The 26,275-nt window shown below is 58.0% G+C and carries 28 protein-coding genes and 1 CRISPR repeat array; of the genes, 6 read left to right on the top strand and 22 right to left on the bottom strand.

Annotated elements, in window-relative coordinates; translation table 11 throughout:
* Positions 1–36: 36 nt before the first annotated feature.
* Positions 37–804, top strand: a complete 768-nt coding sequence (locus K6T50_RS15785) for a DUF1889 family protein (RefSeq protein WP_222609123.1) — start codon at positions 37–39, stop codon at positions 802–804.
* A gap of 138 nt (positions 805–942) precedes the next feature.
* Here K6T50_RS15785 and K6T50_RS15790 read toward each other — a convergent pair whose 3' ends face one another.
* From K6T50_RS15790 to K6T50_RS15815, 6 genes are all read right to left on the bottom strand, one after another.
* Positions 943–1,323 carry a hypothetical protein gene (locus tag K6T50_RS15790; RefSeq protein ID WP_222609124.1) on the bottom strand — a complete coding sequence of 127 codons (381 nt, stop codon included), beginning with the start codon at positions 1,321–1,323 and terminating at the stop codon, positions 943–945.
* Between the two features lie 91 nt (positions 1,324–1,414).
* A complete protein-coding gene (locus K6T50_RS15795; RefSeq protein WP_222609125.1) occupies positions 1,415–1,603 on the bottom strand; it encodes a DUF8012 family protein in 189 nt (62 codons plus the stop codon).
* A gap of 132 nt (positions 1,604–1,735) precedes the next feature.
* Positions 1,736–2,617, bottom strand: a complete 882-nt coding sequence (locus K6T50_RS15800; protein WP_222609126.1) for a biosurfactant protein 1 — start codon at positions 2,615–2,617, stop codon at positions 1,736–1,738.
* A 115-nt stretch (positions 2,618–2,732) separates the two neighbouring features.
* On the bottom strand, positions 2,733–3,593 hold the full coding sequence (locus K6T50_RS15805; RefSeq protein ID WP_225935448.1) for a VOC family protein: 861 nt from the start codon (positions 3,591–3,593) through the stop codon (positions 2,733–2,735).
* Between the two features lie 10 nt (positions 3,594–3,603).
* On the bottom strand, positions 3,604–4,023 hold the full coding sequence (locus K6T50_RS15810) for a DoxX family protein (RefSeq protein ID WP_222609128.1): 420 nt from the start codon (positions 4,021–4,023) through the stop codon (positions 3,604–3,606).
* On the bottom strand, positions 4,023–4,703 hold the full coding sequence (locus K6T50_RS15815) for an SDR family NAD(P)-dependent oxidoreductase (RefSeq protein ID WP_240009746.1): 681 nt from the start codon (positions 4,701–4,703) through the stop codon (positions 4,023–4,025). The genes K6T50_RS15810 and K6T50_RS15815 overlap by 1 nt, the downstream gene beginning before the upstream one ends.
* Before the next feature lie 83 nt (positions 4,704–4,786).
* Between K6T50_RS15815 and K6T50_RS15820 the strand changes: the two genes are divergently transcribed.
* Positions 4,787–5,140 carry a winged helix-turn-helix transcriptional regulator gene (locus tag K6T50_RS15820; protein ID WP_222609130.1) on the top strand — a complete coding sequence of 118 codons (354 nt, stop codon included), beginning with the start codon at positions 4,787–4,789 and terminating at the stop codon, positions 5,138–5,140.
* A gap of 101 nt (positions 5,141–5,241) precedes the next feature.
* Here the strand turns inward: K6T50_RS15820 and K6T50_RS15825 are convergent, their stop codons facing one another.
* The 11 genes from K6T50_RS15825 to K6T50_RS15870 all read right to left on the bottom strand — a co-directional run bounded on the left by K6T50_RS15825 (position 5,242) and on the right by K6T50_RS15870 (position 15,153).
* Complete coding sequence (locus tag K6T50_RS15825; protein ID WP_425601415.1) at positions 5,242–5,850, bottom strand: trimeric intracellular cation channel family protein; 609 nt, start codon at positions 5,848–5,850, stop codon at positions 5,242–5,244.
* Positions 5,851–6,066: 216 nt separating this feature from the next.
* Positions 6,067–6,993: a transcription initiation factor IIB gene (locus K6T50_RS15830; protein WP_222609132.1), complete on the bottom strand. Its 927-nt coding sequence runs from the start codon at positions 6,991–6,993 to the stop codon at positions 6,067–6,069.
* 279 nt (positions 6,994–7,272) lie between these two features.
* Positions 7,273–8,619: a twin-arginine translocation signal domain-containing protein gene (locus K6T50_RS15835; RefSeq protein ID WP_222609133.1), complete on the bottom strand. Its 1,347-nt coding sequence runs from the start codon at positions 8,617–8,619 to the stop codon at positions 7,273–7,275.
* A 573-nt stretch (positions 8,620–9,192) separates the two neighbouring features.
* The gene (locus K6T50_RS15840; protein WP_222609134.1) at positions 9,193–10,326 is read right to left on the bottom strand and encodes a homing endonuclease associated repeat-containing protein; all 1,134 of its coding nucleotides are present in this window, start codon (positions 10,324–10,326) and stop codon (positions 9,193–9,195) included.
* A 213-nt stretch (positions 10,327–10,539) separates the two neighbouring features.
* Positions 10,540–11,466: an SOSS complex subunit B family protein gene (locus tag K6T50_RS15845; protein WP_222609135.1), complete on the bottom strand. Its 927-nt coding sequence runs from the start codon at positions 11,464–11,466 to the stop codon at positions 10,540–10,542.
* 87 nt (positions 11,467–11,553) lie between these two features.
* Entirely contained in the window at positions 11,554–11,724 is a 171-nt protein-coding gene (locus K6T50_RS15850) for a hypothetical protein (RefSeq protein WP_222609136.1), read from the bottom strand.
* Positions 11,725–11,757: 33 nt separating this feature from the next.
* The gene (locus tag K6T50_RS15855) at positions 11,758–12,156 is read right to left on the bottom strand and encodes a type II toxin-antitoxin system death-on-curing family toxin (RefSeq protein WP_222609137.1); all 399 of its coding nucleotides are present in this window, start codon (positions 12,154–12,156) and stop codon (positions 11,758–11,760) included.
* A gap of 140 nt (positions 12,157–12,296) precedes the next feature.
* On the bottom strand, positions 12,297–12,593 hold the full coding sequence (locus tag K6T50_RS15860) for a DUF8158 family protein (RefSeq protein ID WP_425601411.1): 297 nt from the start codon (positions 12,591–12,593) through the stop codon (positions 12,297–12,299).
* A gap of 6 nt (positions 12,594–12,599) precedes the next feature.
* The gene (locus tag K6T50_RS15865; RefSeq protein WP_222609138.1) at positions 12,600–12,953 is read right to left on the bottom strand and encodes a DUF8105 family protein; all 354 of its coding nucleotides are present in this window, start codon (positions 12,951–12,953) and stop codon (positions 12,600–12,602) included.
* Positions 12,954–13,143: 190 nt separating this feature from the next.
* Positions 13,144–13,314: a DUF7558 family protein gene (locus K6T50_RS19305; RefSeq protein WP_425601412.1), complete on the bottom strand. Its 171-nt coding sequence runs from the start codon at positions 13,312–13,314 to the stop codon at positions 13,144–13,146.
* A gap of 912 nt (positions 13,315–14,226) precedes the next feature.
* Positions 14,227–15,153 (bottom strand): hypothetical protein, encoded by a 927-nt coding sequence (locus K6T50_RS15870; protein WP_222609139.1) that lies wholly within the window; start codon positions 15,151–15,153, stop codon positions 14,227–14,229.
* 54 nt (positions 15,154–15,207) lie between these two features.
* Between K6T50_RS15870 and K6T50_RS15875 the strand changes: the two genes are divergently transcribed.
* Complete coding sequence (locus K6T50_RS15875; protein ID WP_222609140.1) at positions 15,208–16,167, top strand: hypothetical protein; 960 nt, start codon at positions 15,208–15,210, stop codon at positions 16,165–16,167.
* A gap of 1,593 nt (positions 16,168–17,760) precedes the next feature.
* Positions 17,761–18,039, top strand: coding sequence for a MarR family transcriptional regulator (locus tag K6T50_RS15880; RefSeq protein WP_225935455.1), 279 nt, complete (start codon positions 17,761–17,763; stop codon positions 18,037–18,039).
* Between the two features lie 171 nt (positions 18,040–18,210).
* On the opposite strand, the gene K6T50_RS15885 is transcribed toward K6T50_RS15880, so the two are convergent.
* On the bottom strand, positions 18,211–18,576 hold the full coding sequence (locus tag K6T50_RS15885; protein ID WP_225935449.1) for an HVO_A0114 family putative DNA-binding protein: 366 nt from the start codon (positions 18,574–18,576) through the stop codon (positions 18,211–18,213).
* A gap of 186 nt (positions 18,577–18,762) precedes the next feature.
* On the opposite strand from K6T50_RS15885, the gene K6T50_RS15890 reads away from it, so the two are divergent.
* Positions 18,763–19,113, top strand: a complete 351-nt coding sequence (locus K6T50_RS15890) for a DUF7718 family protein (RefSeq protein ID WP_222609141.1) — start codon at positions 18,763–18,765, stop codon at positions 19,111–19,113.
* 125 nt (positions 19,114–19,238) lie between these two features.
* A CRISPR array of direct repeats spans positions 19,239–20,708; the repeat unit is 30 nt; unit sequence GTTTCAGACGAACCCTTGTGGGGTTGAAGT.
* 93 nt (positions 20,709–20,801) lie between these two features.
* Here K6T50_RS15890 and K6T50_RS15895 read toward each other — a convergent pair.
* The 4 genes from K6T50_RS15895 to K6T50_RS15910 all read right to left on the bottom strand — a co-directional run bounded on the left by K6T50_RS15895 (position 20,802) and on the right by K6T50_RS15910 (position 24,827).
* The gene (locus K6T50_RS15895) at positions 20,802–23,009 is read right to left on the bottom strand and encodes a type B DNA-directed DNA polymerase (protein ID WP_222609142.1); all 2,208 of its coding nucleotides are present in this window, start codon (positions 23,007–23,009) and stop codon (positions 20,802–20,804) included.
* Between the two features lie 2 nt (positions 23,010–23,011).
* Entirely contained in the window at positions 23,012–23,317 is a 306-nt protein-coding gene (locus K6T50_RS15900) for a DUF8156 family protein (protein WP_222609157.1), read from the bottom strand.
* Positions 23,318–23,319: 2 nt separating this feature from the next.
* Positions 23,320–24,072 (bottom strand): P-loop NTPase family protein, encoded by a 753-nt coding sequence (locus K6T50_RS15905; RefSeq protein ID WP_222609143.1) that lies wholly within the window; start codon positions 24,070–24,072, stop codon positions 23,320–23,322.
* Between the two features lie 338 nt (positions 24,073–24,410).
* A complete protein-coding gene (locus K6T50_RS15910) occupies positions 24,411–24,827 on the bottom strand; it encodes a hypothetical protein (RefSeq protein ID WP_222609144.1) in 417 nt (138 codons plus the stop codon).
* 1,085 nt (positions 24,828–25,912) lie between these two features.
* Between K6T50_RS15910 and K6T50_RS19310 the strand changes: the two genes are divergently transcribed.
* A complete protein-coding gene (locus tag K6T50_RS19310; protein ID WP_425601413.1) occupies positions 25,913–26,068 on the top strand; it encodes a DUF7563 family protein in 156 nt (51 codons plus the stop codon).
* Positions 26,069–26,275: the final 207 nt, after the last annotated feature.

Below are 26,275 nucleotides of genomic sequence, written 5' to 3' on the forward strand. Positions count from 1 at the left end.
CCTGATTTTTCAAGAGTTGCTGAGAAGCACCGAATTATGAGTCAAAACGACAGGACATCTTGGTTCATCGATTCCGAGGGGCCAAATGAGGAGGCTGTCGAACTGGCCTTCGCGTGGGTGCAACAGCTCGGTGAGCAGCATGAAGAGAAACGAGATGCTGTCTTGGCAGTAAACACGAAAAAGCAGCTGGACGGTGTCGTATCTACTGTGATCGGTGACCAGGCAGCAAAGGCGTTGAATAAAAAGAAGCCGGTCGGCGTCGGTGAAGCAGAGATCCAGCTGATGACGAAACGGATTGATCCATCGGGGTGGCAAAGCGGTCCTGTCCTTGCTATCTACCCAGACAAAGACCTGCTGGACAAGATTGACGGAATGTATGGTGTGACCGATGTGCTCGTCGTGCCTTGGTCGAAGGACACCGTCCAGTTCTGGATCGATACCTGGGGCGCGTCAGCACTCCAATCAGATGCGAGTGGCGATGCACCAGAAATCGAGAATCCGATCGCCAAGGAAGCTGTCGACACGCTCGATGCATTGGTCAACACCTCGACTGGTATCACGCATTCGTCAGATCGTGCTACCTGTATCGAGATCTTCAAAACCCTCCATAGCAACGGCATCAGCTTCGATCCTGAAGCAATCAGAGCCTGGTTAGTCGCTGAAAAAGGCTGGGACCCGGATTATGCCGATGACGTAAAAGAGGTCGCCGAAGGCGTCCAAACGGGGAAACGCTTCCAGTACGACTCTGGCCGTCTTAGCAACGACATTATGAACCAGTGGAAAGACGCCGCAAATGTTAATTAATCCAATATAATTGCCGGAGATCGTTTTCACTCCGTTTGCTCACGTCCCTGTAGTGACCGCTCTGATGCATCTATGCTCTGTACTGACCAGCTGTTTCAGCTCTCACTCTAAATAAAGAAACAGTATCGGAAACTACTGCTACTCGTCGATCGGGTCGGGGGAACTGAGGTCTGCGTGGAGGACTTCGCCATCGCGAACGACGTACCGCTTCGCCAGCACAGGGAAGCGGCACTTGGTGAACCCCGCTGTCTGGATATCGAACTCTTCGTCGGCTTCGAGGTGGTCGGCGAGTCCTCGCAGGAATTCGTGGGTCACGATACCGCCCTCGTAGTCCGGGAGACCGTTCTCCAGCGCCTCGTACACCTCGAAGTCATCGTACCCCCAGATGGTGAGCTCTCCGCCTTCGGTCACCTCCCAGTCGAGCGTCCCGAAGCAGTAGCTCTCACAGAGTTCACGGACTGCCTGTGGATCCGATACGATCGCGCCGGTCGACGTCGTCGCAGCTTGTAGTGTCGCCATGTCTGGACTTCACGGGGTCGCCCCCGCACCCCTGTCGGGGGCGATAAACCGACGCGAGAGCTGCCTCCCCGGGCGTGGCCGACGACTCCAGTTAGGAATCTGCGTGGGCGTCCGCCCCGGCTCCGTCGCCCGGCCGCGTGAGAAGGCTCACCTCCTCTAGGAGGTCTCTCGCGGTCTCGACTCGCTCTCGATCCGCGTCGTCCAATCGGTCGACGTCGAGTCGGTTGAGATTGCTGAGTATACGATGCATCCGGTACCCTTGTTTGAACTGTTGGTCCATCGGAAGCGCCTCACCGCTCGCCGGCGCGGAAAGACCCACCATCGAGACTGGCGTCGGGCTTGCAGGAGACCCCATTCTTAACCAACGAACCTCGACCTTACTCGCAGATTGTTGGTTAACCGACGCCTGGCCCTACTCGAGAATGGGGCCGTAGCGAACCGAGCCACACACCCGGCACTCCCAGATCGGTTGCCCCGTCCACGCCGCATCCGGGACCGACTCGTGGGTCTTGAACCGATGGTCGATCGCCCGTCCACAGGTTTGACAGTCGAGTTCCTGCGTCGTCGGTACCGACGACGCCTGGCGATCAGCCGCAGCTTCACCAGTAGATTCGGTCAGCGCCATCGCTGGAACCAGCCATACCGCATCGTCGGCGTCGTCGAGGACAGCGTCGAGACGCGACGCGTTGCGGATGCCGTCCCCACGCTGGTCGTAGAGCCGCGTCGGGGCCTGCTCCTGACGTTCCGACGATCCCTGCCCGAGGCATCCAGCGCGGTCACGGGCGGCACTGAGAAGCCGCTCTCCCCCCGCTGACGACTCCTGTACCGCGTCGGGGAGTGAGGGCCATTGTTCGACCAGCTGGCGCGCCGGTGCTTCGTCGAGATCGTAGATGAGGGTGTAGTCGTCGACGGCCGGCTCCGCCTCGTTGGCGGACAGGAGGTTCGCTGCGGCGCCGCCCTTCGCCACGGCGCCGTAGAACGTGGTCGACTCGACGACCAGGTGGACGATGCCGACGAGGGTCTGTTCTGGAGCGTCGTTCGCGTTGACTGAGGAAGTGCCGTCAACGTGGTTGGTGAGGCAAAATCGGCACTTCGTCTGCGTCGCCGGAATGGATACCCCACAGGACCGGCATTCGATCTCCGTAGTTGCCTGGTTGGGATATCCTCTACTGCTCGATGCTACTCGCTGTTGCTGGGCTTCTTCCCCTCCGCAGTCGTCAAGTGTATCGTCTGGGATGTGGGTGGCTTCGCCGGTCGGTCGGAGTTCCTTGAAATCAGAGTAGTGACCTTCCATAGTTCGATCTGCCGAGAATTTGGCTCGTCTTCCGGTTTAAATTATAGCACCGCTCCAAGCGGCCTGTTCGTGCTACAGAGTGGTTCTCGATCGTCGAATACTGCCTGCGTCTACGCTACTGGTTCGATGAGTTCGCTCGAATGCGGATCTCGATCTCATCAGGATCGTGAACAACGACCCCCTCATCCGTTTCGGTGGATGGAATATCACCGGTTACGAGCCGCTCCCGAACTGCTTCGAGTGAGTCGTCGTCTGGCACGAGCACTTCGAACCATGATAGTCCACGTCCGCTGACCGGTCCCGTTCTGTGGTGCCACGTGTTCGCCCCGAGATGGTGGTGGTAGCCGCCAGCCCCGACGAAGAGGGCGGCTGGCACTTCTGTTTGGATCTCGAACCCGAGTGTGTCCACGTAGAAATCGCGGAACGCCTCCAGCGAGGACACTTCGAGGTGAACGTGCCCCACGTCCGTTCCGGCAGGAAATCCTGACGCTTCTGCGGCTGCGGTTTCCAACGGGCCGAGATCGAGAGGATACGTACCCATACGGATGCGCCCGTTGTCAGCGCGGGGCCAGTCCTCACGGGGGTAATCGCGGTAGATCTCGATGCCGTTGCCTTCTGGGTCGGTCAGGTACAGCGCCTCACTGACGCCGTGGTCGGACGCGCCACCGAGCTGCCAGTGTTCCTGAATGCGGGCTAACGCGTCGCCTAATGCCGCACGCGAGGGGACTCTGAATGCGTTGTGAAAGAGACCCGCTGCCGATTGGTGTCGTCCGAGTGCGTCTGCATCACCCTCTAAGACGAGGAGCGGCGTGTCATCGATACCCAGTACTGACTCGGTGTCGGTTCGGCGAAGCACGCTGAGGCCGACGACATCCTGGTAGAACCCGGTTAGCTCTTCGAGGTCGTTGACGCGAAGCGCGGTCCGCCCGATGTGTGCCTCCTGGGGGAGTACGTCTGGATTTGTTTGCGTGGTCATGGGAGACATCTTAGAGACCGATGTTGAGCGCGTACGGCCAGGCGGTGCTACTGAATGCTGCGAGAACGAGCGCTGCGCCGAAGAGCGTGGCGTTCTTGAGGAAGTTCGTCATCTCAGACTGCCGCTGTTCGGGGTCATCGACCGTCCAGAAGTCGTGCATGACTGGCGTCACGCCCAGGAAGAATAGCGCGATCGCTGCCGCACCAACGAGTGGGTAGACTCCGAGCGCGATGGCAAGTCCGCCAGCGATGAGCATGAGGCCAGACAGGGTGACGGCGAGCCGCGGGGCGGGAACGCCCTTTGCTTCGGCGTAGCCACTCATTCCGTCGAGCCCCGTGAAGTGACCGAGCCCCATGAACCCGAGCAGGACGCCGAAGACGACGCGGCCCACCAAGAAGGCGAGCCCACCAGCTGCAGTCTCCAGCGCCATCAGTCCTCGACCCCCGGCTGCCCACCGGTCAGCTGGACGATCTGCCCCGTAACACCCGCGTTCGAAAGCAGGTGAACAACTTCGTCGACGACGGCCTCCGGTGCCGTCCACTCCGAGAAATCGGCGTCGGGCATCGCTTCGCGGTTCCCCGGGACATCGATGAGGAACGGAGCCACGGCGTTGACGCGGGCCTCGAGTTCGACATCGAGCGACTCAGTCAGCGTTCGAACCGCGCCCTTGCCGACGTCGTACGCGAGCGTCCCGCCGACGGGGGTTATGGCGCGGTCAGAGCTGAACAGAACGACTCCGCTGTGCTCGTCGAGGTGCTCCGCGAAGGCCTTAACGGTCAGGAACGCCGTCGTCGCGTGGCGATTCAACGCGGCCTGGAACGCATCGGCGTCGGTATCGCTGACGCCGCCCATCGAGAACCCACCAGCGAGGCCAACGATGTGATCGACCGATCCGTGGTCATCGACAACCGTCTCGGCGAAGGCGTCGACCGCCGCCTGATCGGTTAGATCGACCTGGTAGTACGATACTGCATCGGCGTGTTCAGCGCGGGTCGCTACTTCATCTCTCGCCGTTTCGGTGACGTAGGTACCGACGACGTCGGCGCCGCTCTCGATCAGCGAATCCGTCACGTACGGACCCATGTTACCGGTTGCGCCGGTCACGAGCACCGTCGAGTGTTGTAGTTCCATTACATTACCTAGTTTGCTCCCAAACCTATATATAGCTCAGGCAACAATAGTGTAACCAAGTAATGGCGACCCAACCACCCGAGGCTGACACGGACGAAGACACCGAGGTCGAACGGCGGAATGCGGACGTCTGCAACGTCGTCGGAGCGGTCGAGGAGATGGGAGCGAAGTGGAAGCTCATCGTCCTGAACGACCTGCGCGACGGTGAAAAGCGATTCAACGAACTCAAACGCTCGACGGGCGCCAGCTCCTACACGCTCTCGCGGGTGCTCGACGACTTAGCGGAGGAGGGGTTCATCGAGAACCGGAAGGAGTTCGAGTCGCCGGTGGCGAGTTACTACACGCTGACGGAGAAGGGAGATGCCCTCTGTCCCGTGTTCGAGTCGCTTGACGCTTGGGGTGAGGACTGGCTCTGAATGCTGTCAGACCGACGGTAGTCCGTCGGTGATGATCGGCCGCTCTGGGAACGCCGATAACCTCCGCTCTCTCTGTCTTCATCTCCGTGGCCCCTGAGGCGCTACTCTCGTGTTAGTCCCAGTACCTGTGCAGTCGGAAGTGACCAGCCGTAGATAAGTGCCGCAATTCGTGTGCCTACAACCATCGCTGCGCACACCGCTGCAGCGGTTCCGTTCGCCCCTCCGACAGCGACGATCATCCAGTATGCACTCCCACCCAGTACCGCACAGCTGGCGTAGAAATCGTCGAGCAGGATAAATGGCGAGCGATCCAGCAGGATATCGGCCACAGCACCACCCCCGGCCGCGTTGATAGTCGCAATCGCGACGACGCCGAAGGCGGGGATGCCGGCCTGCGTTGCGACGATAGCACCTGTCGTTGTGAACGCGGCGAGCCCGATCGCATCCGAGAACTGTGTCACCGGATGCGTGTCGGCTGACTCGAGGGTGGCACTCACTCCAACCGCTAGTCCGACACCGAGCAATCCGAGGGCGATCTCGGTGGGTGTACTGAGCGCGAGCGGAATCCGATTGACGAGGAGGTCCCGGGTCATCCCGCCTGCAAATGCCGTAGCGAGGCCGACCACCGCGACACCGAATAGATCGAACTCCTCGCGGATTGCCTTGGTCGCCCCGACAAGGGCGAACGCGACGAGCCCAACCGTGTTCATTACGGCGAAGGGATCAACGAACAGGGCCTCGACGATCTCCTGCGTCACTGGTTCCAGACAGGATAACGAGTCTGATGAGTGCTTCGTCTCCACCAACCATTTCGGGTTAGCTACTCCGTCACGCGCTACACGAGGGGCATCAGATGTAGGATATTCTCCAACCCATCTACTTTCAGCAATCCCTCTAGACGTGACAAAGTCTCCACCGACGATGATTCAGGTAGAAAACTCGCCCAGCACGTTTTGGTGTGTTCGGATGGTCGGTGCGGTGACGTTCGCCACGTCCGCGGCCTCGGATTGCGTCAACCATCGCCCCTCTTCGCGACCAGCCTTGTAGAGGCAGGCCGCGGCGAACCCAGCCGGATGGACGCCCGTCGTGACGCCGCGCTCCTCGGCCTGCTCTGCGAGCGTTCGGGCCCGCTGTCGGATCTCGTCCGGACACTCGAGGTCCGAAGCGAGACGCGGCACGAACATGCTGGGGGAGACGGGCTCGGCGGGGAGGCCCAGCTCTTCGTTCAGCGTCTTGTACGCGTTCGTGACCCGTGATTCCGCGACGCGAGCCATCTCGCTGACGTCATCCACCAACCGCGAGAGGCCGTTGCACCGACATGCCCCGTAGATGCTGGCCGCGGCGATGGCCTCGATGGACCTGCCTCGAAGCAGATCCTCGTTCTGGGCGCTCCGGAAGAGCTGACACGCCTGGTCACGGACCGAATCGGAGAGTTCGAGCGCACTCGCCAACCGACGCACTTCGCCCAATCCGTGGGCGAGATTCCGTTCCGCTTTCGACCGCCAGCGCCCCCGGGTCTGCTCACGGCGCATCCGCGCGAGTCGCCGTCGCTTCTGCCCCGAGAGTTCGTTCCCCTTCGCGTCGGTACCGCGACCGATCTCCGTCGACAGGCCGCGATCGTGGCGAGCCGCCGTGAGTGGAGCACCCGTTCGCTCACGCCTCTCGTCGTCGTACGCCCGCCACTCCGGCCCGTGATCGATGCGCTGCTCGTCGATGACCAGCCCACAGTCCTCGCAGACCGTTTCGACCGCGTTCGTCGTGACTCGGCCGTCGCACTCGGGACACTGGTTCGCACTCGATTCCGTTCGGACGTCTTCGTCGAAGCCAGTTTCGTAGATGTCTCTAGTTGCCATCGTTCTCACCGTGTTTCGGGAACCCGCCAGTTCAGCGCGCCCCTCACCCATTGAGGGGTAAATAGACTCTCTGCCGGTTTGAACCGTCTATACCAGGAGTTACAGTGGTTGAATTACGTCGTTGAAGTACACTGAGTACTGGATGACGAACCCTATGATTGCCGAGGTCGACGTCTATAGGACCACTATTCGTCCTATAACGTCCGGAAATCGAATTAGGGGTGTCTGCAATATCATTTTCCGGTTGACTGTCCAATACAGTCGCAGTGACTGGTCCCTTCAGACGGCCGCAAGTTCGTCGTAGACTTGGCCGAAGTTATCGTATTGACCTGCTTCGTCTTGCCAGACCTCGTTGATTACTGAGTCGTCTTCTACTTCGTAGACTGCGAAGCCGCCATCAAAGAATCCACTGTAGTCATCATTTTGATCAGCGGTATCGAAGATGTAGTTTCCATCTCTTCTTCGTACATCCTCTATGACGCTTGCAAGATTCCATACATCTTCAAAGTCTGCATCGTTACTGTTGTATTCGAGCAGTGTGCGGCTCAACTGCTCTGTCATCCCCGTCGTCATCGAATAATTGTGTTCAAGGTCTACCTGTTTGTTTCTAGGAGTAGGACCAGAAGCTATATTTCTGACCGTGTTTGCAGCAATCTCTTTTGCTTCCATGAAATCTGATGCTTGGCCGCTCATACGTCGATCAGTATGGAATAGTAGCGGGTGGTAGCGACTTTCTCCGCTTGGTCCTTCTCCCTGTATAACGCTCCATTCTTCGATTGGTGCGTGCATCTGTCGGGAGTCTTCTCCGTTACCTTCATCGGTATCAAAGTTGAAGTTCCTGAGAGTATCATCGTCTGGAGAATATAGAAGACCTGTCGGGTCGTTTATATCCTCTCTAGTACGGCTACCCATCGTTGTAGCCCAGGCAAGTACATCGAAGTCATGATGTCTCTTGTAGGCTTCTCTTATTACCGCTGCAGTTTCCTCTACTGTATCTGGTGTTCTGTTTGCTTGTTCCCATGTGATTGCTACGGCAAGATTATGTCCGTAGTCAAGTGAGTCTGCGACTGTTTCCGCATTCAACCATCCTTCTGCATCGTACTGTGTCGGTGCGTCCAAATCATGTTGGGCGAAGAAACCTCCAGTCTTCGCGTCTGTAAATAAATCTTCGTCGACATAGGCCTGTACCATCTGCTCCATAGGGTTTTCCGGGTTGTCATTAGCCATTAGGTCGAATGTGGCATCTCGGAACAGTTTCAAGCCTTCAAAGTCGATAGATTGGTTGTCTACATCTCTGCTTGTAGAATATTCGAATGCAGGATGATTCTGGACGACTCCTCCTACGCTTTCCTCAGCGTACTGTCCCAGTCGGCTACGGATCTCATTATTCCGGCCAGGAACCATGTCCCAGCGATAATTGGCCGGTCTGTCGACTTCTGAGTCGTCTGCGGTTTCCTCTGCAGTCGTCGTTTCGTCGGCCTGTGACGCTGTCTCTGTGGCGGTGTCAGTTGCTGTGCCGGTTGGTGAACCTGTTTTAGTCCCATCTTCTGCGTTGTTCGAACAGCCTGCCAGCGTCGCTGTCACCCCGACAGCGAGCCCGGTCCGAAGGAAGGTCCGCCGTCTCATCAGTTATAGCACAATTAGAATTCACCTCCAATAGAACTACTGAAACAGACAGTCACTCCCAAGATGCCTGCGATAGGCCGCTGATTAGATTACGTTGCAGAGAGCGTTAGTTCACGGTCCAGTGGTTTGCAACAGTCCAGGTATTCATCCAGTGGTTCATTCCTATCGACTCAGGTGTGGATATCTCCACTCTCGCTCTTCGCGTCCTCACGGATGTTCTGGAGAACTTGCTGTTTATCCCTTGATTCCGGATCAGAGGTTTTGACCTTCATACCTATCAGTAATACCAGCTCTATTATTTTGTGCATCGGTGCTGTTGAATCCGCTCTGGCAGTCCGACTTTTCCACAGACGGGACACTCTCGCAGCGGTGTCGGCGGCAGGTCGTTCCAAGCGTCTAGTGCGGCATCGAGCTGTGCTTCCACGATTGGTGAGTCGGTCGTGCGGTGGGCTTCGCGGAGGTGAATGCGAAGCCGTTCACGGGCCGTGAGTGTCGTGTCATCGGTCATAGTAGGACGGGAAGGTGGTGCCCCCGCTACCCATCGCTGGGGGCGATAAGCACCACCGGACGCGGTTAGCGAATATCCGGCTGGAGCGGGGCGAACTCCTCCCACATCGTATGGTGGCGCTGACAGAGCGTGACCAGGTTCTCAAGCCGATTCGCCCGTTCGTAGTCGAGGACGCCGTCGGCATCGATGAATACGCCAAGCGGCGTAATGTGGTGGACGTTCAGGTCACGGTCCCAGCGTTCCTGGTGGGTCTCGCGGCCGATCGGACAGCCCGGCATCTGGCACTCGAAGCCGTCCCGTTCCAGCGCACGCTTGCGCTGTCTGTACCAGTTCGGTCCGTACGAAATGTCTCCGTAGCCGCCCTTCCAAAGTGGATGCTCTGGGCCGCTTGGCCGGCCGGGATACTCGAACCCGGCCGCTTCGATGGCGTCTTGCCAGGTCCCATACCGGCGGGCATAGGATCCAACTGAGTAGCGACCAGAGTCACGCATCTCGATAGTTGATGGGACGTGGCCTAGCTCATCGACTAAGCGCTCGATCTCCCGATGGAGCTGTTCTTCACTGACACTCCATTGTTTGTGGGGTTCGAACCCTGCACGGCGCAACGCACGATTCCAGCGGCCGAAGCATCGCTGGGCGACTTTCACCGACCACGCTCCGTGCTGTTCCATTTCTTGGGCCTTCGGTGGTCGTCCGAGTTCTGCGGCGAGGTTCTGAATCTCCTCGATGACATCCTCCTTTGTGGCGGTCCGCTGTGTGGTCGTCTCTAAGTTGGCTTCTCTGAGGCCCTCGTTCCACGACCCGAAATGAGTCTGGACTGCGTTGGCCGAGACACGCCCCAATTCTCGCCACTCATTTCGTGAGGGTGAATGGCCGATCTGGCTGGCGACTCGTTGTAGCTCCTCAATGATCTCTGCGTCGCTATATCCGTTTGTTCGAGGTTCAAGTCCGGCAGCTTCCAATCCCTCGTCCCAGCTCCCAAACGTTGAGCGCACTGCGCCTTTTGTGAATTCAGTATCTTCTTCGATCTCCGATTGCTTTGGAACTCGCCCCTTCTCTTCGGCTAGTCGCTGCAGTTCGTCGATGATCGTTTCAGTAGGTATCGATACCTGATGAGAACGCATATGGCCGGCAATCTCGACGTTCGTTTCGAACGATTCCCCGCAGATGTCGCACGTGTAGTCTCCTTCGACTTTCATGCGTAGCTCCGAGCGTGGGCACGCCCGCACCCCTCGTGGGGTGGGACAAACACGCCCGGTCGCGCACCGTTTCCCCCGGTTTCAGGGATAAATCTCAGACCGACACCTGAGGTCGTGGCTGCGCGCGCAGCGAAGCGAGCACGGAGCGGAGGGTGGGGCGGTGGGGCTTGGGTCGGTCCGGCACACAATAAAAAAGAAGGCTGCGCCGACTGGTTACTCGTCCCACCAGCGGCCGCGCTCCGGGAAATGAAGGGTCGACCAGCCAGTGACGGCTAGTGAGACGCGTCCTTCGTACCAATTTCTCGCCGCTCCGTGGATGCGCACCTGTTCGCCTTCCCTGATCCAGGGGGCATTCGACTTCTCCCAGATCGTCACTTTCGTTTTCCCACTGTCGTCCGCGATGAGTCCAACTTGAGCGATGGCTGGCGAATCACTATCCCAGAGCACTTCGATCCGACCTTCGATGCTCACCTCTTTGCGATCGACGTCCTCGAGAGCGTCGATGGGCACGGTGCCCCCCGGGGCCGTCTGCAACTCCTCGAACACCCGCACGACCGCACTCGTCATGTCCGTGCCGTCGACGACCGCTTCGGCCAGGCGTCGACTGATCGCCGCACGCGACCAGCCATCCAACCGCGTCGCGAGTCGGTCTGCCTCCGTGTTCACCGTCGCCAGTTGATCCTGGGAGAGCTCCGCTCGGGGATCCTCTCGTTCGGGGTCGGCCATCGGGTCCACGCTTGCGGCCCGCTTCTGGAACTCCCGCCGGCGCTTCGTGCTCCCTTGCGCGGCGACCTCCCGCGTGCGCTGCTCGCGACCGTCCTGCGTTCCCAGCTCGGCCTGGGCACTGATGCGCTCCAGTTCGGCTTCCCGCGCCCGAATGCGCTCCTCCTGTTCGAGGGTGACACCGTGAATCCGGTCTTCGCTCGTGTCCGCGATCCCGTCCGGATGGTTCGCATCCACCTTCGCCTGCGTCTCCTGCTCGACCGCGGCCTCGAACTCCGGCGTCTCGTCGACGACCGGGAAGCCATCTTCATCGACCGCCTGACCGCCCGCTTTCTCGAATGCCTGTTCATCGACCGTAACGACCTTGCGACTCGCTCTCGCTCGCGCCTTCGCGAGCGCACTACCGGGCGCGAGCAAGAGCGCGCCTGCATGACGAATGAGTTAGTTTCCGATCACTGATCGCCAGTCACGGACGATGCCGCATTTGAAAGGACGGAAAGGTAGTTACTCGTCTTCGAGGGCTGCGTAGATCTCCGCGTGACGGCGTCCATCGAGCTTCCCCATCGAGAGAGCGATCGCGTGACGTTCGGCGTCGCTCTCGGCCGCCTGATACCGCTCGTACAGCTGGCGGACCTCGTCGTCGACCGCCGTCGAGGAATCGGTGCTAGACGCCATTGCTCTGCTGAAGATACTCAGTGTGACCCTTTATCAGTTGCGACGGGCGCATGCGCGGAAGTAGATGACCGCAGTGTCCGTGTCGACCGCAGCTTCGTCGGTCGCAAACCGGTGCAAGAGCGCGCGAATTTCATCACCGTAGTCAAATGTGTACCCGTTCATCATATAGAAGACGACGACTGTTCGGAGCGCTGTTCGCTTGTTCCCGTCGACGAATGGATGCTCCGCCACGAGAAGCCGCATCAGATGGACTGCTTTGTGGTGAATTGTCTCGGGTACTTCGCCGAAGTACCCCTCCGAGATGTACTGCAGCGCGGATGCAATCGCGTCTTCTGACCGAACGCCTGGCTCTGTAGTGTCGCCTTCTGCCACGATTTGTTCGTGGAGATCTAGAATGAGTTCGGCAGAAGGATACGCGAGATCGTCGGTCACGTTTCCGACGTTCACACGTCACCCGTTAATCGTTTCTCTACCGTCGGGATCAGACCACGATATAGATAGCGTGGAGTGTCCCAGTCATCGGGTATCTCCGTCAGTGGTGTCGACGGTCATCGCGTCGCCGTCGTCGATGTCTACCTCATTGATGAACCAATGGCGGCCGTCACGATCCGAACAGCGTCGACGTTACGCATCTCAAGGCCATTTGTGGCGGTCCGGAACGGTTCGTCGTCGATGAGGATGCGCTGGACGACTGTACGGACCGACTCAATTTCGTAAGTATCGATGATAGCAGCCATCGCCGTATCGGACTGTGCGTCTTCGTGATCGGCTCGCGGGTTTTGCGCCCGTTCGACCACATCGTCGACCGATGCGTGCTCGGGATTCCCGGTTTCCTCACGAACGTCATAGAGGGGCTCAGCATCCGGCATTGCGAGTCACTCTGTACTATCGCTATCCGTATCAGCCGTGCTTGCCTCAGTTCGCCGTTGCCGCCGGGTCTCTGCGAGGAGTTCCTCGAGCGTCGCTACCTGATCGATCCCCGCGAGTTCATCGGTGATCTCGTCGATGAGTGCGGCTCGCTCAACGGTTGCCTCGTCGCCCGCGATTGTGTCGATGGATTCAACGAGGATCTGTCGCGTCTCGTGCCACCCACAGTCCCAACAATCTCGGGTAACCTCGATGCGCTCGTCCTCCTCCGCTGCAAGGACTGCGTCGGACAGCGACATCGAAAGCGGCCGTTCCGGTCCGACCTCGAGGGTGACAGGGCACCCGCACGCGGGGCAGTCCATGGTCATCCTGAGGAGCGGCCATCTGTTGAAGTTAGCGGAGCGACAGGAAAACCACACAATACAGCATTACTGAGAACGCGGGATGGGGCAGCTACGAGCAACTGCTGATCTACGCCGTGGCACCGTTCCACTCGTGTTCACGACCGCTCGGCGCGTCAGTCGGAGGCGTTGTACGTCTTGAAGTCACCGATCAAGAACGTTGCCGGCCTACAAGGACTACACCGCGAACAGAGCTGTGGTGGCGTTCGAGATGGCACATTTCCACGCGAAACTCAGTGAGTACTGCGAGCGCGGCGACGACGAATCCATAACTGTCGCAGACGAAGTTATCGCACTTGTCGAGACCCGACCCTACCGGCATCTATTTCTCTTATATGTGTGATGGCGAACATATGCTGAATGCCACTGCTGCGAGCACCACTGCTCAGGTGGGGATCTTTCTTTCTCAGGCCGCTCTTCTCCTTCTCGTCATTGGAGGCATCTCTTCCGCAGACCGTTTAGCTCCTGTGTCAATTGCGATTTTGCTAGCAGGCGGGTCGTTTCTCCTTGGAATTCAGGTTGGCCGAGGCGATCTCAACTGAGATACTCCCTTCTCTTGGATGTAGGTCTGCCGACTGTAGAGGTAGACCAAACCAGTAGTTAGACCAAGAGAACCGAGTCCAGCGACTACCTCTGACCACTCCAGAAGGCAAGAACGAACGAAATTGATGATGTCAACCATGGATTAAGACCTCGTACCGATGGGATGAAAGTTTGCAGTCGGGGCGAGTCACTCCTATGGGGGGTGGTCGGACAAGTTCGGATCTGAGTCCTATGTACGGAAACATCTCGAACAAATCGATAGAGGCGGGTGTGTCTTTCACTCGAAAATCGAACGGAAGAGGTTTCACTTCAACAGACACTTCTTAGCCTCACAGTCAGCTCAGATCTCCGGTAGAATGCGCTGCAACCTCTACTGGTGCTCGATTGTCGTTAAATCAGCCTGACTCTGCGAGACTCCCAGTACTAGAATTGTGCTAAATTTTGTGAGTGGCTTCCACACACCCCATTTTGCGAGTGTTTAGTGCCTTCATAGGACCTAAACCTTCGAAATACTGGAGATTAGAATTTCAGAACCAACTGTTCTGATCAATCACTACCACACCCCACTTTGCGAGTGTTTAGGACAGATAGACGCATTGAGACGGTAGAATATTGGAAGATTTCAAATCTGAGGTACGTTGTGGCCAGAAATAATCAAACGAACAGCTCGGGGACGAACCCATATCGTCGACTACAGGTTCGGATCCTCGTGGGGAGATGAGACAGTGAAGAGGTCGATATCTCTCGAGAATTGCTTGACCACGTCCTGGATTACTGCCTCCAGATCAACATCAGCGGTCACAACGTCGTACGTATCCTGAGCGAACGTCCGGTACTCGTGAACGACTTCTTCGGCTTTGGATGGAACCTCTTTCAAGCTCAGATCTGCGAAATCACGGAGTATAGAGAGTGTCTGCGTAGCCATCGAGGTTAGATACGTTACGAACTCATCAGGGGTTCGGAGTGCCGCTGGCAGAATCCCTCGAATCACGTAATGGATCTCACTAAGCATCAGCCGATGAAGACCTTTCAGTGCCACATCTACCGATCCCGAGAACCGACTGTGACGAAGTGAATACAGGAACTTATTGTTTAGAAATCGCGTTCCTTTCCACGCAATTCGATAGTTGAGTGGCGTGGTGAACAAAATCGCCTCCGCAACGACCAAACCAAGGGCGCGGTAGAAGTCGTGGAACCGCTCTGCAGCGATATCCTGGATTGACCCGATGGAGGTGTGCGCCTGATCCAGTTTGTCCGCACTTGTGAGGAGATTATGGCCGGCAATGATCAGTGCTACACCGGAATTTAGCTGCCCGCCAGTCATTGCGATACGGGCCAACTTGCTGTGGCCCAACCCTGTCTGAAGGCTATCTTCTACGACTTCGAGCGTCTTCCGCGTCCGTTGGAGATCTCGGTCGACATCACTGAAGAACGCCCTGACATCGGCAGTCTCGTCAACGACCGGCAGTTCGGCTTCGTTGAGTTGATCATGGATCGACGCCAGTTCATCGGCAAGCTTGACTGATTGAACCCGTCGCTCGCCGCGAGCATGTGCTCGCAGTCCAGACTGGATTTTGGACTGAACATCAGTCAGTCGCTCCGGGTTTGGCTCTGCCACTAACGACCAGTTACTCCGGAATAATTTAAACATTGTAGATAGAATGAAACTGTAGTGGGAGATTCGGAGCGCTCTACTGATGGGTACGATCTTGAGGACCTTCGTGAACAAATCGGCCGGCGAGAGATATTGCTCGGTGCTGTCGTCTTGGGCGGCGGATCAATGCTCCTCAACCCATCGGGTTCCAGCCAATCAGAAGACTCGAACCACCTAGCACAGGCCGAAACTAGGCTTTCAGAGGTAGCTGAACGGATCAACGATGCAGATGTGGTCAATCCACTGCAAACCTCCACCCTCCACGACGAAATTACTCGGGCGGTAGAATCGGTGACTGATATTCTCAACCGGTATGGCTCAGGTGGGCCACAAACTGAGCAGCGGGTCTCCGCTCTTCGTACTGCGATAGAATATTACAACACGCTTGCAGCGGCGTTTAAAACCGGGGCGGCTCTCTCGGGACGGGTGGCTAAATCTGAACTCGCTGTTCTCTATCACAACCAGTCTTTAGAGTACGAACCCGCTGCTGCATTCGACCTTGAGTCGTTCGAGGAGTCCATTATACGACTTACTCAGGCAGAAATAGATCCTGACGCGGTCACCTCAAAGACTGGTCAACTAGTGCCAAATCAGCAGGAAGTGATTGAATCACTCCATGGCCAGCGCGATCTATTCGATCAGCATCTTACTGCTCAGCAAGCCTATTTTGATACGGCGAAGACAATCGAAGCGGGGATCCATGCCCACGAACAGTCTCAGTACGACGCAGCTCGGTCGCAACTTATTGACGCCCGTGACTCGCTATCGGGGGGGATACCGCAAATGGAAGCCTCCTACCAGGTATCCAATACCGGTCTTTCAATCAGTCAGTTTGCGACAGTCTTGGAACTTCGCCGTGATGGCGTCTCGAAATTGCTCAGTGTCTGTGAGGAGTCAATCTCTGAAAAAGAAAAGCGAGCAGGAGCCAACTCGGGTCTCGATTACTTGTATCAGGCACGTGCTGTCGTGACTAGCTGACCCGTGTTTGATGCCTCCCTCGTGATATTCAATAGAGGCCTATCTGGGAGGCTCTGAATGTTGCGTGGGGCCGCTCTTCAGAACATTTCGGTAGCGGTGTGTGGGTTACAGATTTTCACTCTGATCTCCCCCCTCTACTCAGCACGGGGGTTCGACTTTCACTCCCACGAGGGGGGTGTCACTCCTGCCACTCCCACGGGGGGTGCGTAGCCACTTTCACTCCCACTATGGGATCAGACAAGCAGCCACGTCTGTCACCGAACCACTCCCTGTTCGGAAACTTCGGATAAGTGACCCACAGGGGGGCCCTTCGGACAAATCTCATAGAATACCTCGACCTACGGACACGATCCCAATGTGCGGCCTGTCGTAGAAATGGAATCAGAGTTCAGATCAGTCAAAGTACGAGGGAGGGGGTGTTCGGACAAGTTTGACAAGTCCGGGGGAGACATCGTAACGCACGAGAAAGTTGAGAATCACTACAGCAATATTCGAGTACCTCCGTGCCGATGTGAGGGGACCCCCCTGCAGAGTGTAAATGGGGTGTACAAGCGTCCAGAGAGCCAATATCTCAGTCTAAAAATTTTGAGCGTCGGGAGTACTCGCCGCCATGATTGGTGACAATTGCGCAAACGTCCGTCGCTCCGATAATTCTTTTCGAGGAGAGATCGTTCGAGAGAGTTCGTTGACGCCGTTACGAACGCGACGGTGGTGTGGGCGTATTCAACCGCATCGGTGGTTCAAATTGATCCTCGATGTGCTCTCTACCGAGGTCCAATATGAGATTGAACAAATCGTTGTAGGTTCAGCTCAGGCCCTCCTTGGGACATCTCGAACAATTCGATAGAGGCGGGTGGCACGGTGGAATTCGCCAACTAGATGCCGTGAAGTGGCCGGAAACATTCCGATAGAGGTGTGTGGGCTACAATCGGAACATCTCGATAGAGGTCCTAGTTGCACTCCGATGGGGCCCCCTCACTCCGAAGGTATCCCCCACACTCCGAAGGGGTGTTTGTTACTAAAGATACTCCGAAGGTACCCCCCACACTCCGAAGGGGGGCCCACACTCCGACGGGAGGTGAGGCGATAATCAAGCTGTACGTCTGGGGAATTCACCGCTAATGGACAGCATGGAGTACCCGGACAGACAAGCTCCACAATTCAGACGGGAGAAATCCTTAGGTCGAGTGCGGGTAATTAATCCTCGGTTCAAACGTGAAGTATAGGGACTCACATTCGCGTTCTTCCCGGTTCTCCAGTGTGTACGTGGCCATCCAATCCTGTTCACGACCAGACCCCCGTGCAGAGTGAACACTCTGAGTGACCCCCCATCAGAGTGGACCGAGTGGGGAGAGTGACACACCCCCAATCAGAGTGGAGGCAGCCTTGGCTATTTCGTGACTGTGTGTTTCAGGCCGGCGGGTGCTGATCTGGAACTGCCTCTCCTTCGTCTAATTCGTCTCAGTGTATGCCAATTCAACGGTCGGCACTTCCCTTCGTTAGGTCCTCTCGCGAATTGACCTCGCAAATACATTACAGATTTTATTACATATGCCCATTAGCATCGATTAATTCGATGAGGAGCCTGCGGACATCCTCGACCTCCAAGAGGGGACGCAACCGTATCGCATCCTCCAGTTCCTCGCCGAGAACAGCGAACAGGCGTTCACGCAGACGGAGGTTCACGATGCGACAATCATCAAGCGCGGGAGCGTTGGAGCTGCGTTGTCGCGCTTGGAGGACCGCGGCCTCGTCCGCCACCGCGGGCGGTACTGGGCTATCGCAGAAGATGACAGGCTCGCCTCGTTCGCGGTGCAGATGAACGCTAGGTCTGCCTCGACGACGGACGACTACTACGGAGATGAGGAATGAGCGAGGGCTACGAGCAAGGCGCAGTCGTGGAAGGCCCTGATACCGCGACTACCGACCGTACGTCTGCTTGGGTGATGACTCACAGTCGTTCCACGACGAGGAATCACTGAACGCGGCAAGGATGGCGACTCTGGTAGATCAAAACGCGGTCAGTGAGACCAACTGCAGAAGTCAGACAACAGGCTCGACGACGATGTGTTGCTGAGTGAGTCGCGGCTGCTTCGCGTTGCCGTTCTTCTCATATTGGATTACCCCATGTTCTGCAAGCACGCCGAGATCGCGGCTGACCTGTGCCTTGTCTCGTCCCACCTCGCGGGCGAGTGCTCGAACTGACTCGACCTCGGAGTCGCGGAGAGCCTCAATCAACTCACGACGCCTGGGTGTCAGCACTTCATCTGCAGCTTCCCAGCTGATGACCTGAACTCCGGTCATGCCACCACGTGCAAGGGATCTGGCCATCTCAGCGCGCAGCTCAGTACCGTCGTTCTGTTCAGGATCACGGGGAGCTTTCGCGTCACTGGAATCTACGTTGGACATATTCTATCTCCGTTACCGTTGTGTAGTAACCACAACTATATAAATCTTGCCAGCACCGTTCTCGAAGGGGATTGAGGGGTATCTTGACACCACAACAGTCAAAATCGGAATAATTAAGGCAATCAAACACGTTGTATATATTGAGGGCAGTCTTTGGTCGGCAAATAGCAAACTCTAGACATAACTATGCAATCTGAATTTGACTACCTGTATCCAGCAGGCACGCATCGAGGAATCGAATTCCAGATCGGCGCGCGCGCCGATCCGAGCATCAACAACATCCACTCCTTCGCTGTCATTCTCTTCTTCGCGCAGGCAGATGGCACCCGAGTCGAGGTTGCGAAGGTCGACAATTCCGAACACGAGGAAGGGACGATTCACGTGGACAGGTACTACCGTGAAGTCGGAACCGATGACAAGGACTTCGACGTTGACATCGGAGGGATGTGGGACGCCGATGAGTACCTAGAACAGAACTGGCGGAGGTTCGCAAAGACGTATCTCGAGAATCACGGCGAAGGACCGAGAAGAGAGTAGAACCATCTACTTGACCTGAGGTTCGATCGGTCTATTCCTGGGTTCAGCGGCGGAGATGGCTGTCCTCAGTGTACCCAGTGGGTTGAAGTACGGATGAAACGCCGTGGTGCCGCCGTCTGCGGATGGTTTCAGACGAACCCTTGTGGGGTTGAAGTCGGCGCTTGAAGGCGTGTCTGACGCCGACACGGACGGTTTCAGACGAACCCTTGTGGGGTTGAAGTCGGGCGGGGGTGAAACCAATTACACAAGCATCCAAGGTTTCAGACGAACCCTTGTGGGGTTGAAGTTCGCGGTGGGACTGTCCGCACCGGCCCGGAGACCAGGTTTCAGACGAACCCTTGTGGGGTTGAAGTCGACCGCATCCGGTGCACGTTCTGGTAATCGAAACGTTTCAGACGAACCCTTGTGGGGTTGAAGTCATCAGCGCCGTGTTCGTCCCCCCGGACTGGAGTAAGTTTCAGACGAACCCTTGTGGGGTTGAAGTTCGCATAGAAAAACCCATATGGAGTAGCCCCTTCGTTTCAGACGAACCCTTGTGGGGTTGAAGTCGGTAGGTCTCGGTTGTCCCGGATTCCACGGTGTAGGTGTTTCAGACGAACCCTTGTGGGGTTGAAGTAACCGGTGTGACGACGGCGCGCGTCGCCCACAGTGGTTTCAGACGAACCCTTGTGGGGTTGAAGTCCACCCTGCGCGAGGCAGCGACGGCCCCCGAGGTCGTTTCAGACGAACCCTTGTGGGGTTGAAGTTTCCGCGCGACCTCACCCTCGTCAACGAGGTACTCGTTTCAGACGAACCCTTGTGGGGTTGAAGTCATGCTCTCGACGGCGGCCGCGTCGGTCAGCTCCGCGTTTCAGACGAACCCTTGTGGGGTTGAAGTACATCCGCGTTCCCGACCCTGAGAACATCCGGACGGTTTCAGACGAACCCTTGTGGGGTTGAAGTGTCGATGTCCAAAGTTTGCTTAGGAATAGACCATCTAGTTTCAGACGAACCCTTGTGGGGTTGAAGTATGCGCGCCGGGCGACTGATTATGGACCTCCTAGTTTCAGACGAACCCTTGTGGGGTTGAAGTAGTTCAAATGGCAGATAGATTAGTGATGAAAGCCTTGTTTCAGACGAACCCTTGTGGGGTTGAAGTTCGCGAGCGTCGGCGGCCAAGCGCGAGGGGCGCGGGTTTCAGACGAACCCTTGTGGGGTTGAAGTACAGTCCGGGAGAACCCAGGCGGGACGCGCGTTCGTGTTTCAGACGAACCCTTGTGGGGTTGAAGTGTCGGTGATGTTGCTCACAAGGCCCCACTTCCCCGTTTCAGACGAACCCTTGTGGGGTTGAAGTAAGGCAACGGAACCGGCCGCAACCAGCGCCGGCTTGGTTTCAGACGAACCCTTGTGGGGTTGAAGTATCGGCCGATAGATCTCCACGCGCTAACAAGCCTGGTTTCAGACGAACCCTTGTGGGATTGAAGCACCTGCCCGCGGAAGTTCGACGGGATTGACTACAAGTTTCAGACGAACCCTTGTGGGGTTGAAGCCGGCAGTGGCCGCAGATCCCGCCGTCGCGGCCGTCCGTTTCAGACGAACCTATGTGGGGTTGAAGCGTACCGGCAGGCCGCTTGGTCGACGACCGCAACCCAGGTTTCAGACGAATTCTTGTAAAATGGGTGCCTCACAAGTTGCAGATATAACTGGTTTCACCCAAACTCCCCCAGCGACGGCTCCACAACGCCCGACACCTCCCGATGAATCCGCTCGCGATCCCACCCAATTGGCGAGACCACACTCTCGGCAGCCCGAATCGCCTCGCGACGATACCACTCGACATCATACCGCTCTAGCGACTCATACCCCAGCCGAACCCGTCCCAGCCCAGTCGCTTCATCATCCACCACCAGATACTCGACGCGCTGGCCGGGTTCGAGCGCACAGTCCTTCCATTTCGCGCGCTTCAACGCCGCCACGGTCACGGTCTCGTACCGGTACTGCTCAGCGCGCTTCGACACCCGCTGGGTCACCAGCAACTCCGACGGGTCCACCTCACCCTCTTCCAGCCGCCTGAGCCACCGTCGCAGCTCTCCAACGACGGCCTCCACGTCATGGGTCCGATCTAACGTCCGGATCAATGTCGCCTGCAACCGCACGATCCACGCCGGGGTATCATCCTGGCGGCACTCGATCCCCCGGGTCTTCACCGCTTCACCCACACCTTCCTCTGTATATGACTCCCCACGTCGCCGGCCGAAGTACCGAGTGAGCGCCCCTCCATCCCTACCGCGACGGGGACAGAAGGCGACCCACTCGAAGGCGCCCTCGTACTCCAACTCGATACCCACCTCCGAACTCACTTCCTGGGCAATCGTACCAAGCGCCCGTCGGTCGGTTTTAGCAACCTCTGGCGCCGGTGTCACCCAGATCGAATCGACGATTCCGTGCAGCACGCGCCACCCGCCCGCTTCCAGTGCAGCTTTCGCATCTAACAGGATCTCCCGAGCAAACGCGTTGATTGCCTCGTGGCACTCGATCCGGCCGTACTTCGCGTTCGAGAAGCCCTGATAGCCAAAGCAGCTGACGAGGATCCACTTGATCGCCGCCGAGCGTGACTCCAACGCCGCGATCTCCTCTGGATCGTCCGACTCCCGAATCTGCTGCTTGATCGCGTCCCGCCCATCAATAAGCGGTCCTAACACAGCGGGGAGGTACCCATCTCGCTCGCAAATCGAATACCCCAGGTTTGGAACCGAGTCGTTGTCACAGCAGCCACACCGCACCGTCTCGGGTGAGATGTTGTACTCGCGAATGATGTTCGGATACAGCGAGGAGAAGTCGAGCTCGTGGACGTCCTCGTGGACTCCAACCTCTGGCGCCAATGTCGTACCGCCGCGATCGGCAGTATCGAGCGTCGCCGCCGAGCGGAAGAATTCCGGGCGCCACGCTTGCCACGGCACCAATACGCCCCGCGAACGCGCTTCCCGGATCTGCATCGCCGTCAGCACCCGCCCGATCGACGCCCAGCCCAACTCCTGTAAGGGCAGTCCAGCCCGCTCAACAAGATCGAGACAGCCCTCGAGGCCTGCCTCGTGCAAGAAAAACGAGTTTGAGCGGTCGAGCAGTACTCTCCCCGGCACTGAATATCGTGCTGGCGAGTGGCCGACGTTCCCGTAGCTTGTGTACGTCGAGGCCGATGCCAGCTGTGTATAGCCCGGTTCGCGCCCCAGTTCGAACGGCTGGAGCCCGTACCCCCCTGCCGCCTCGAACAGCAGGGGGACGACCTCAGCGGTATCGACGATCAGCACGTCCGGGTCGACGCTCGCGACGCGCTCGCCAACCGCCTCGACCACCTCCCGCGGCGTCGATCCCACTGACTCACCGTCGATGGAGAGTTTGGGCAGCGCTTCTACCCCGGACTCGTGGGCCGGAAACCCCAGTTCAAGGGTCCGAAGCTCGCGCACATCCGTGTCGGGCGCTGGATCCGTCCCGGTTTCGAGCGTATACCGAAACTGCCGCGTCACATCGACGTTGTAGCAGGTGTAGGTGTCCGCCGCGCCGAACTGCTGGACTCGCCGGGCGACCGAACGGACGTCATCGATCTCGCGACACTCTATCTTGAGTACCGGCCGGGCATCAGAACGGAACGTCTGGCGCCACACGTCGACCGAGAGCGACTCGACGGCTGCCTGACCCCTGAGGAACGTCCGGAGGTCCTCGAGGGGCTCAGTGAGCGCCCCACGCGCCGGCAGCTGCACTCGTGGCGTCTGGCCCCCGTGCTCACCGTACAACTCCGAAACCGGCGCACCGACGTACATCGTCGGCCGGTAGTCGTCGACGCGTGTGCGTTCGACACCGTCGGCCGTGAGGCGCCACTCGACGACCGTGGTACCGTCGTAGTCGATCGCGAGCACCATCGCTATCGCTCACGCTCGACCGGCGTCTCGGCGGCCTCGGGGCCGTCCTCGAGACGCGCCTCCAACTCCGCAACACGCTCTTCGAGTTCGTCGATTCGATCCTCCTGTTCGAGGTCAATACTCACCAGGACGGGCGCGAGCTGGTCGGGGTGGTTCAGGTGGCTTGCAGCGTCGGCGTGCTCGCGAGCGTAGGTGAACAGCCGGTCGAGCAGCGGCTGGTGGCGCCAGCGCAGCGCTCGCCGGAAGTCGCCCCACTCGTCTTCCATCCGCCCGAGTACATCGCGAAACGTCGGGTTCGTGCGCCCCACGCTCACCACCCCTCCGGGGTGACTGGGGATGTCGTCGACGTTGACGAGGCGCTCGGCGACTCACCAGCGGTGTCGACCGGGGCGTCGACGGCGCGAGCGCGGTGCTGGATGATCTCCCGCCAGAAAGCGAGCGTCGTCTGGAGCCACCCGTCGCCGGTGTGGTAGACGAGCGTCTCCGCGTCGGACTCGGTGTCGTCGCTGGTGAACCGTGGTCCAAAGGGCGTCGCCTGGCAGGTGAGTGTCTCCGCTGCAGCGGCCTCGATCGGCGCCGACAACTCGTCGTCGCGAGCGCGAGTGAGCACGACCGGAAGATCCCGCTCTCGAGCAATCCCGGCGAGCGTCGCCAAGCGCTGTACCAGCAACTCCTGTGCCTGCTCCCGTGGGATGTCGTCCTCGCGATACAACAGATCCATCGCGGGAACGACCACGAGCGCCGGATCGGTGCGCTCGAGGGCTGCGTTCGACACGACCCGCGGCAGCCGATCGAGCAGCGAGGCGTGCTGGTAGGCCGTAAAGCCGCGAGCGGTGGTGATCCGCTCCAAGTACTGGGGGTGCGGGGCAAGCGTCGCGAGCGTCGATGTCTGGACGTGCCCGCCGGCGTCGACCCAGAAGGCGTGATCACCCGAAGAGAGGAGCTGGTCGAGAACGAGCGCGCACAACGGCTCGGCGCCGAGCTCGGCGTCGACCTCTAAGAGCGTCACGCCCGCTTCGAGCGTGGGCAGTTCGACACCATCGTGCGGCTGGTCGCGATGCATGCTAAAACGCACGGAGTGCGTGCATAAGGGGCTCAGCCATGCATGGAGAGTGGAAGTGAAAGTGAACGGCTCAGCGAGTCTGAAACGGTGGCTGGAGGTCTGATTGCGTCCGGTTTCTGCGGTTGCACTTGTTAGGGTGTTTATCCCTGATGGCGTCGGTGGCGACCGGAAGTGATCAGTATCGAGTCGGTTGCTCTGGGACCGTCGTGAGGATCGGTGCAACCGCGATGAGGTGAGTCCGCGGGTCCACGACTCACCTGAAGGCCGTGACCGCCGACTCAATCGCGGTGGGCCTAGTCTGCTTGCAACTGAACCCCGCGTAGGTTCAGCAACTCGACCTATCGATCCCGCATCGTTCGCCGTAACTTGTGTACATCCCTTCGCAGGTCGCTGACTTCCCCCGCAAACTCTCGAAGGTGATGCACCCGAACGTTCCCTGGAACTTCGCCGAGAGCCTTTTCCAATTCCTCTTCTGCTCGTGCAAATTCTTCTCCCCTCTGTGTGAGACAGTAAAGTCGTTCAGGAAGCCTTGCGTTCGACTCATACCATGTAACATCTACAACATGACCTTCTACGAGCTCCTCCAGCCGATAGCGGGCCCAATCTTTCTTTTCACCGACAAATTCAGCAATCTCACGTCTACTGACACGATCTTCCGTCTGAAGGTATACACCCTCTTCGGAATCTGGTGTCAATTCTTTGATTGCCATGATCACCTTGTCGGTGCCGTCGGGATAGTCGTCAAGGTCAATCATGCATGCAGATTTCACTATGTTCTACATGGTGTTTTTGGTATGGTTTGAACTATGAAGAACACCATGAAAACACCCCGGTTCCGTATTGAAATAGTTCTATATGAGGTTACGGAGGGGGATAATCAGGCAATCGCCGAGTGGCTCTTTTCACATGGGTGGGAGCGGTATCCTCTCCACTCCCCTTCACATCATAGTCGCTACAGAGAACGGTGAGGTTCAGACGCCACCGCAGAGGGGGCTTGATTGTGAGGAGTATATGATCTCCTGAAACTGGCGAGACCCGACATCACCTTGAGACCCTTCGCATCAGCTGGGGTAAATAGCCTGTGGGTATTGGGAATCGAAGATACCTGGTCCAAACGCGGCCCAATCGTCTCAGTGCCAGAAAAATAACTCATTCGGCGTCCGCCTCTGGACAGACAGCTTCTCAGGCGCCATCTGTGCCATCCGGTTTACAGGGCGTCGAATTCAGCCCAGTAGAGCCGTCCTGGGCCACGTGGCGACCTCTCTCTCACGTCACAGATCAGAGCTATGGGTGTGGTGTGCGGAACGCTCGGCTGTGAACGCTTCTGTGAAGCGTATCGACGAGGTCTCCGCTCCGATCATGCCCACCGAATTTGACGCGACTGCTGCTCGCGCCTTGGTTCTCTAGGCAGTCGGTGGTGAATCGAAAGACCAGGCGTAAGGACCATCGCAGAGAGGACAAATACACCTCTTGATCACGCCCGACCCGTCGGTGAATATTTCTGAAATGGTCGGCCGACTGTGTGACATCGTCCGTGATGCGAGGGGGAGTACGACCCAGTTCACCGAGGAAGCAAAATCACAGATCCAGTACAGCACGGAGTCGCTCGATCACAACGGCGAGTATGACATGGCTGGGGTACCTGCTCCAAGTGAGGAGAATATCCCAACGGCGGTCGGGAATCCTCGCGCTTCAGCGCGGGGAGGATGTCAATCGGTTTGTTGAAACTCCGCTGTACTCTCAGAATTAAGTCGCAAGGAAACCTGTTCCTGAACTTATCGTGTGGTGTAGCTTCTAGGAAGACAGAAAAGCTATAACAAGACCGCCAAGTCAGCAAGTTATGCCGACCTGTGGAAACTGCGAGAGTTTTGTCACGCAGCGGTACGTCGATGTCTTCGCACCCAGTGGTTTGGAGTCGGTTCGTGTCTGTCCAAGTTGCGAAGATCTTGTTCGAGACGGCAACGGTGTCAGAGAAGCCCGAAGCTCGAGGCAGTGAGGAGTCCTGCCTGAAATCATAGTCTTAGGACGGTATCGGGTTCCCAATGTAGCCTCTTGGTAATGGAGGCCCAGTCTTTGCGGAGCAGTTGCCTGACGTAAGGACTGTCCACCTACTTCGGTAGAGCTGACCCGTACGCTAAACACATTCTCCCCTCGCTACCACTCCCGAAGCGCCGGAGGTCGCGTGTAGACCTCACTGCTCTGT

This window comes from Halobaculum magnesiiphilum, from assembly GCF_019823105.1.
Lineage (GTDB): Archaea > Halobacteriota > Halobacteria > Halobacteriales > Haloferacaceae > Halobaculum > Halobaculum magnesiiphilum.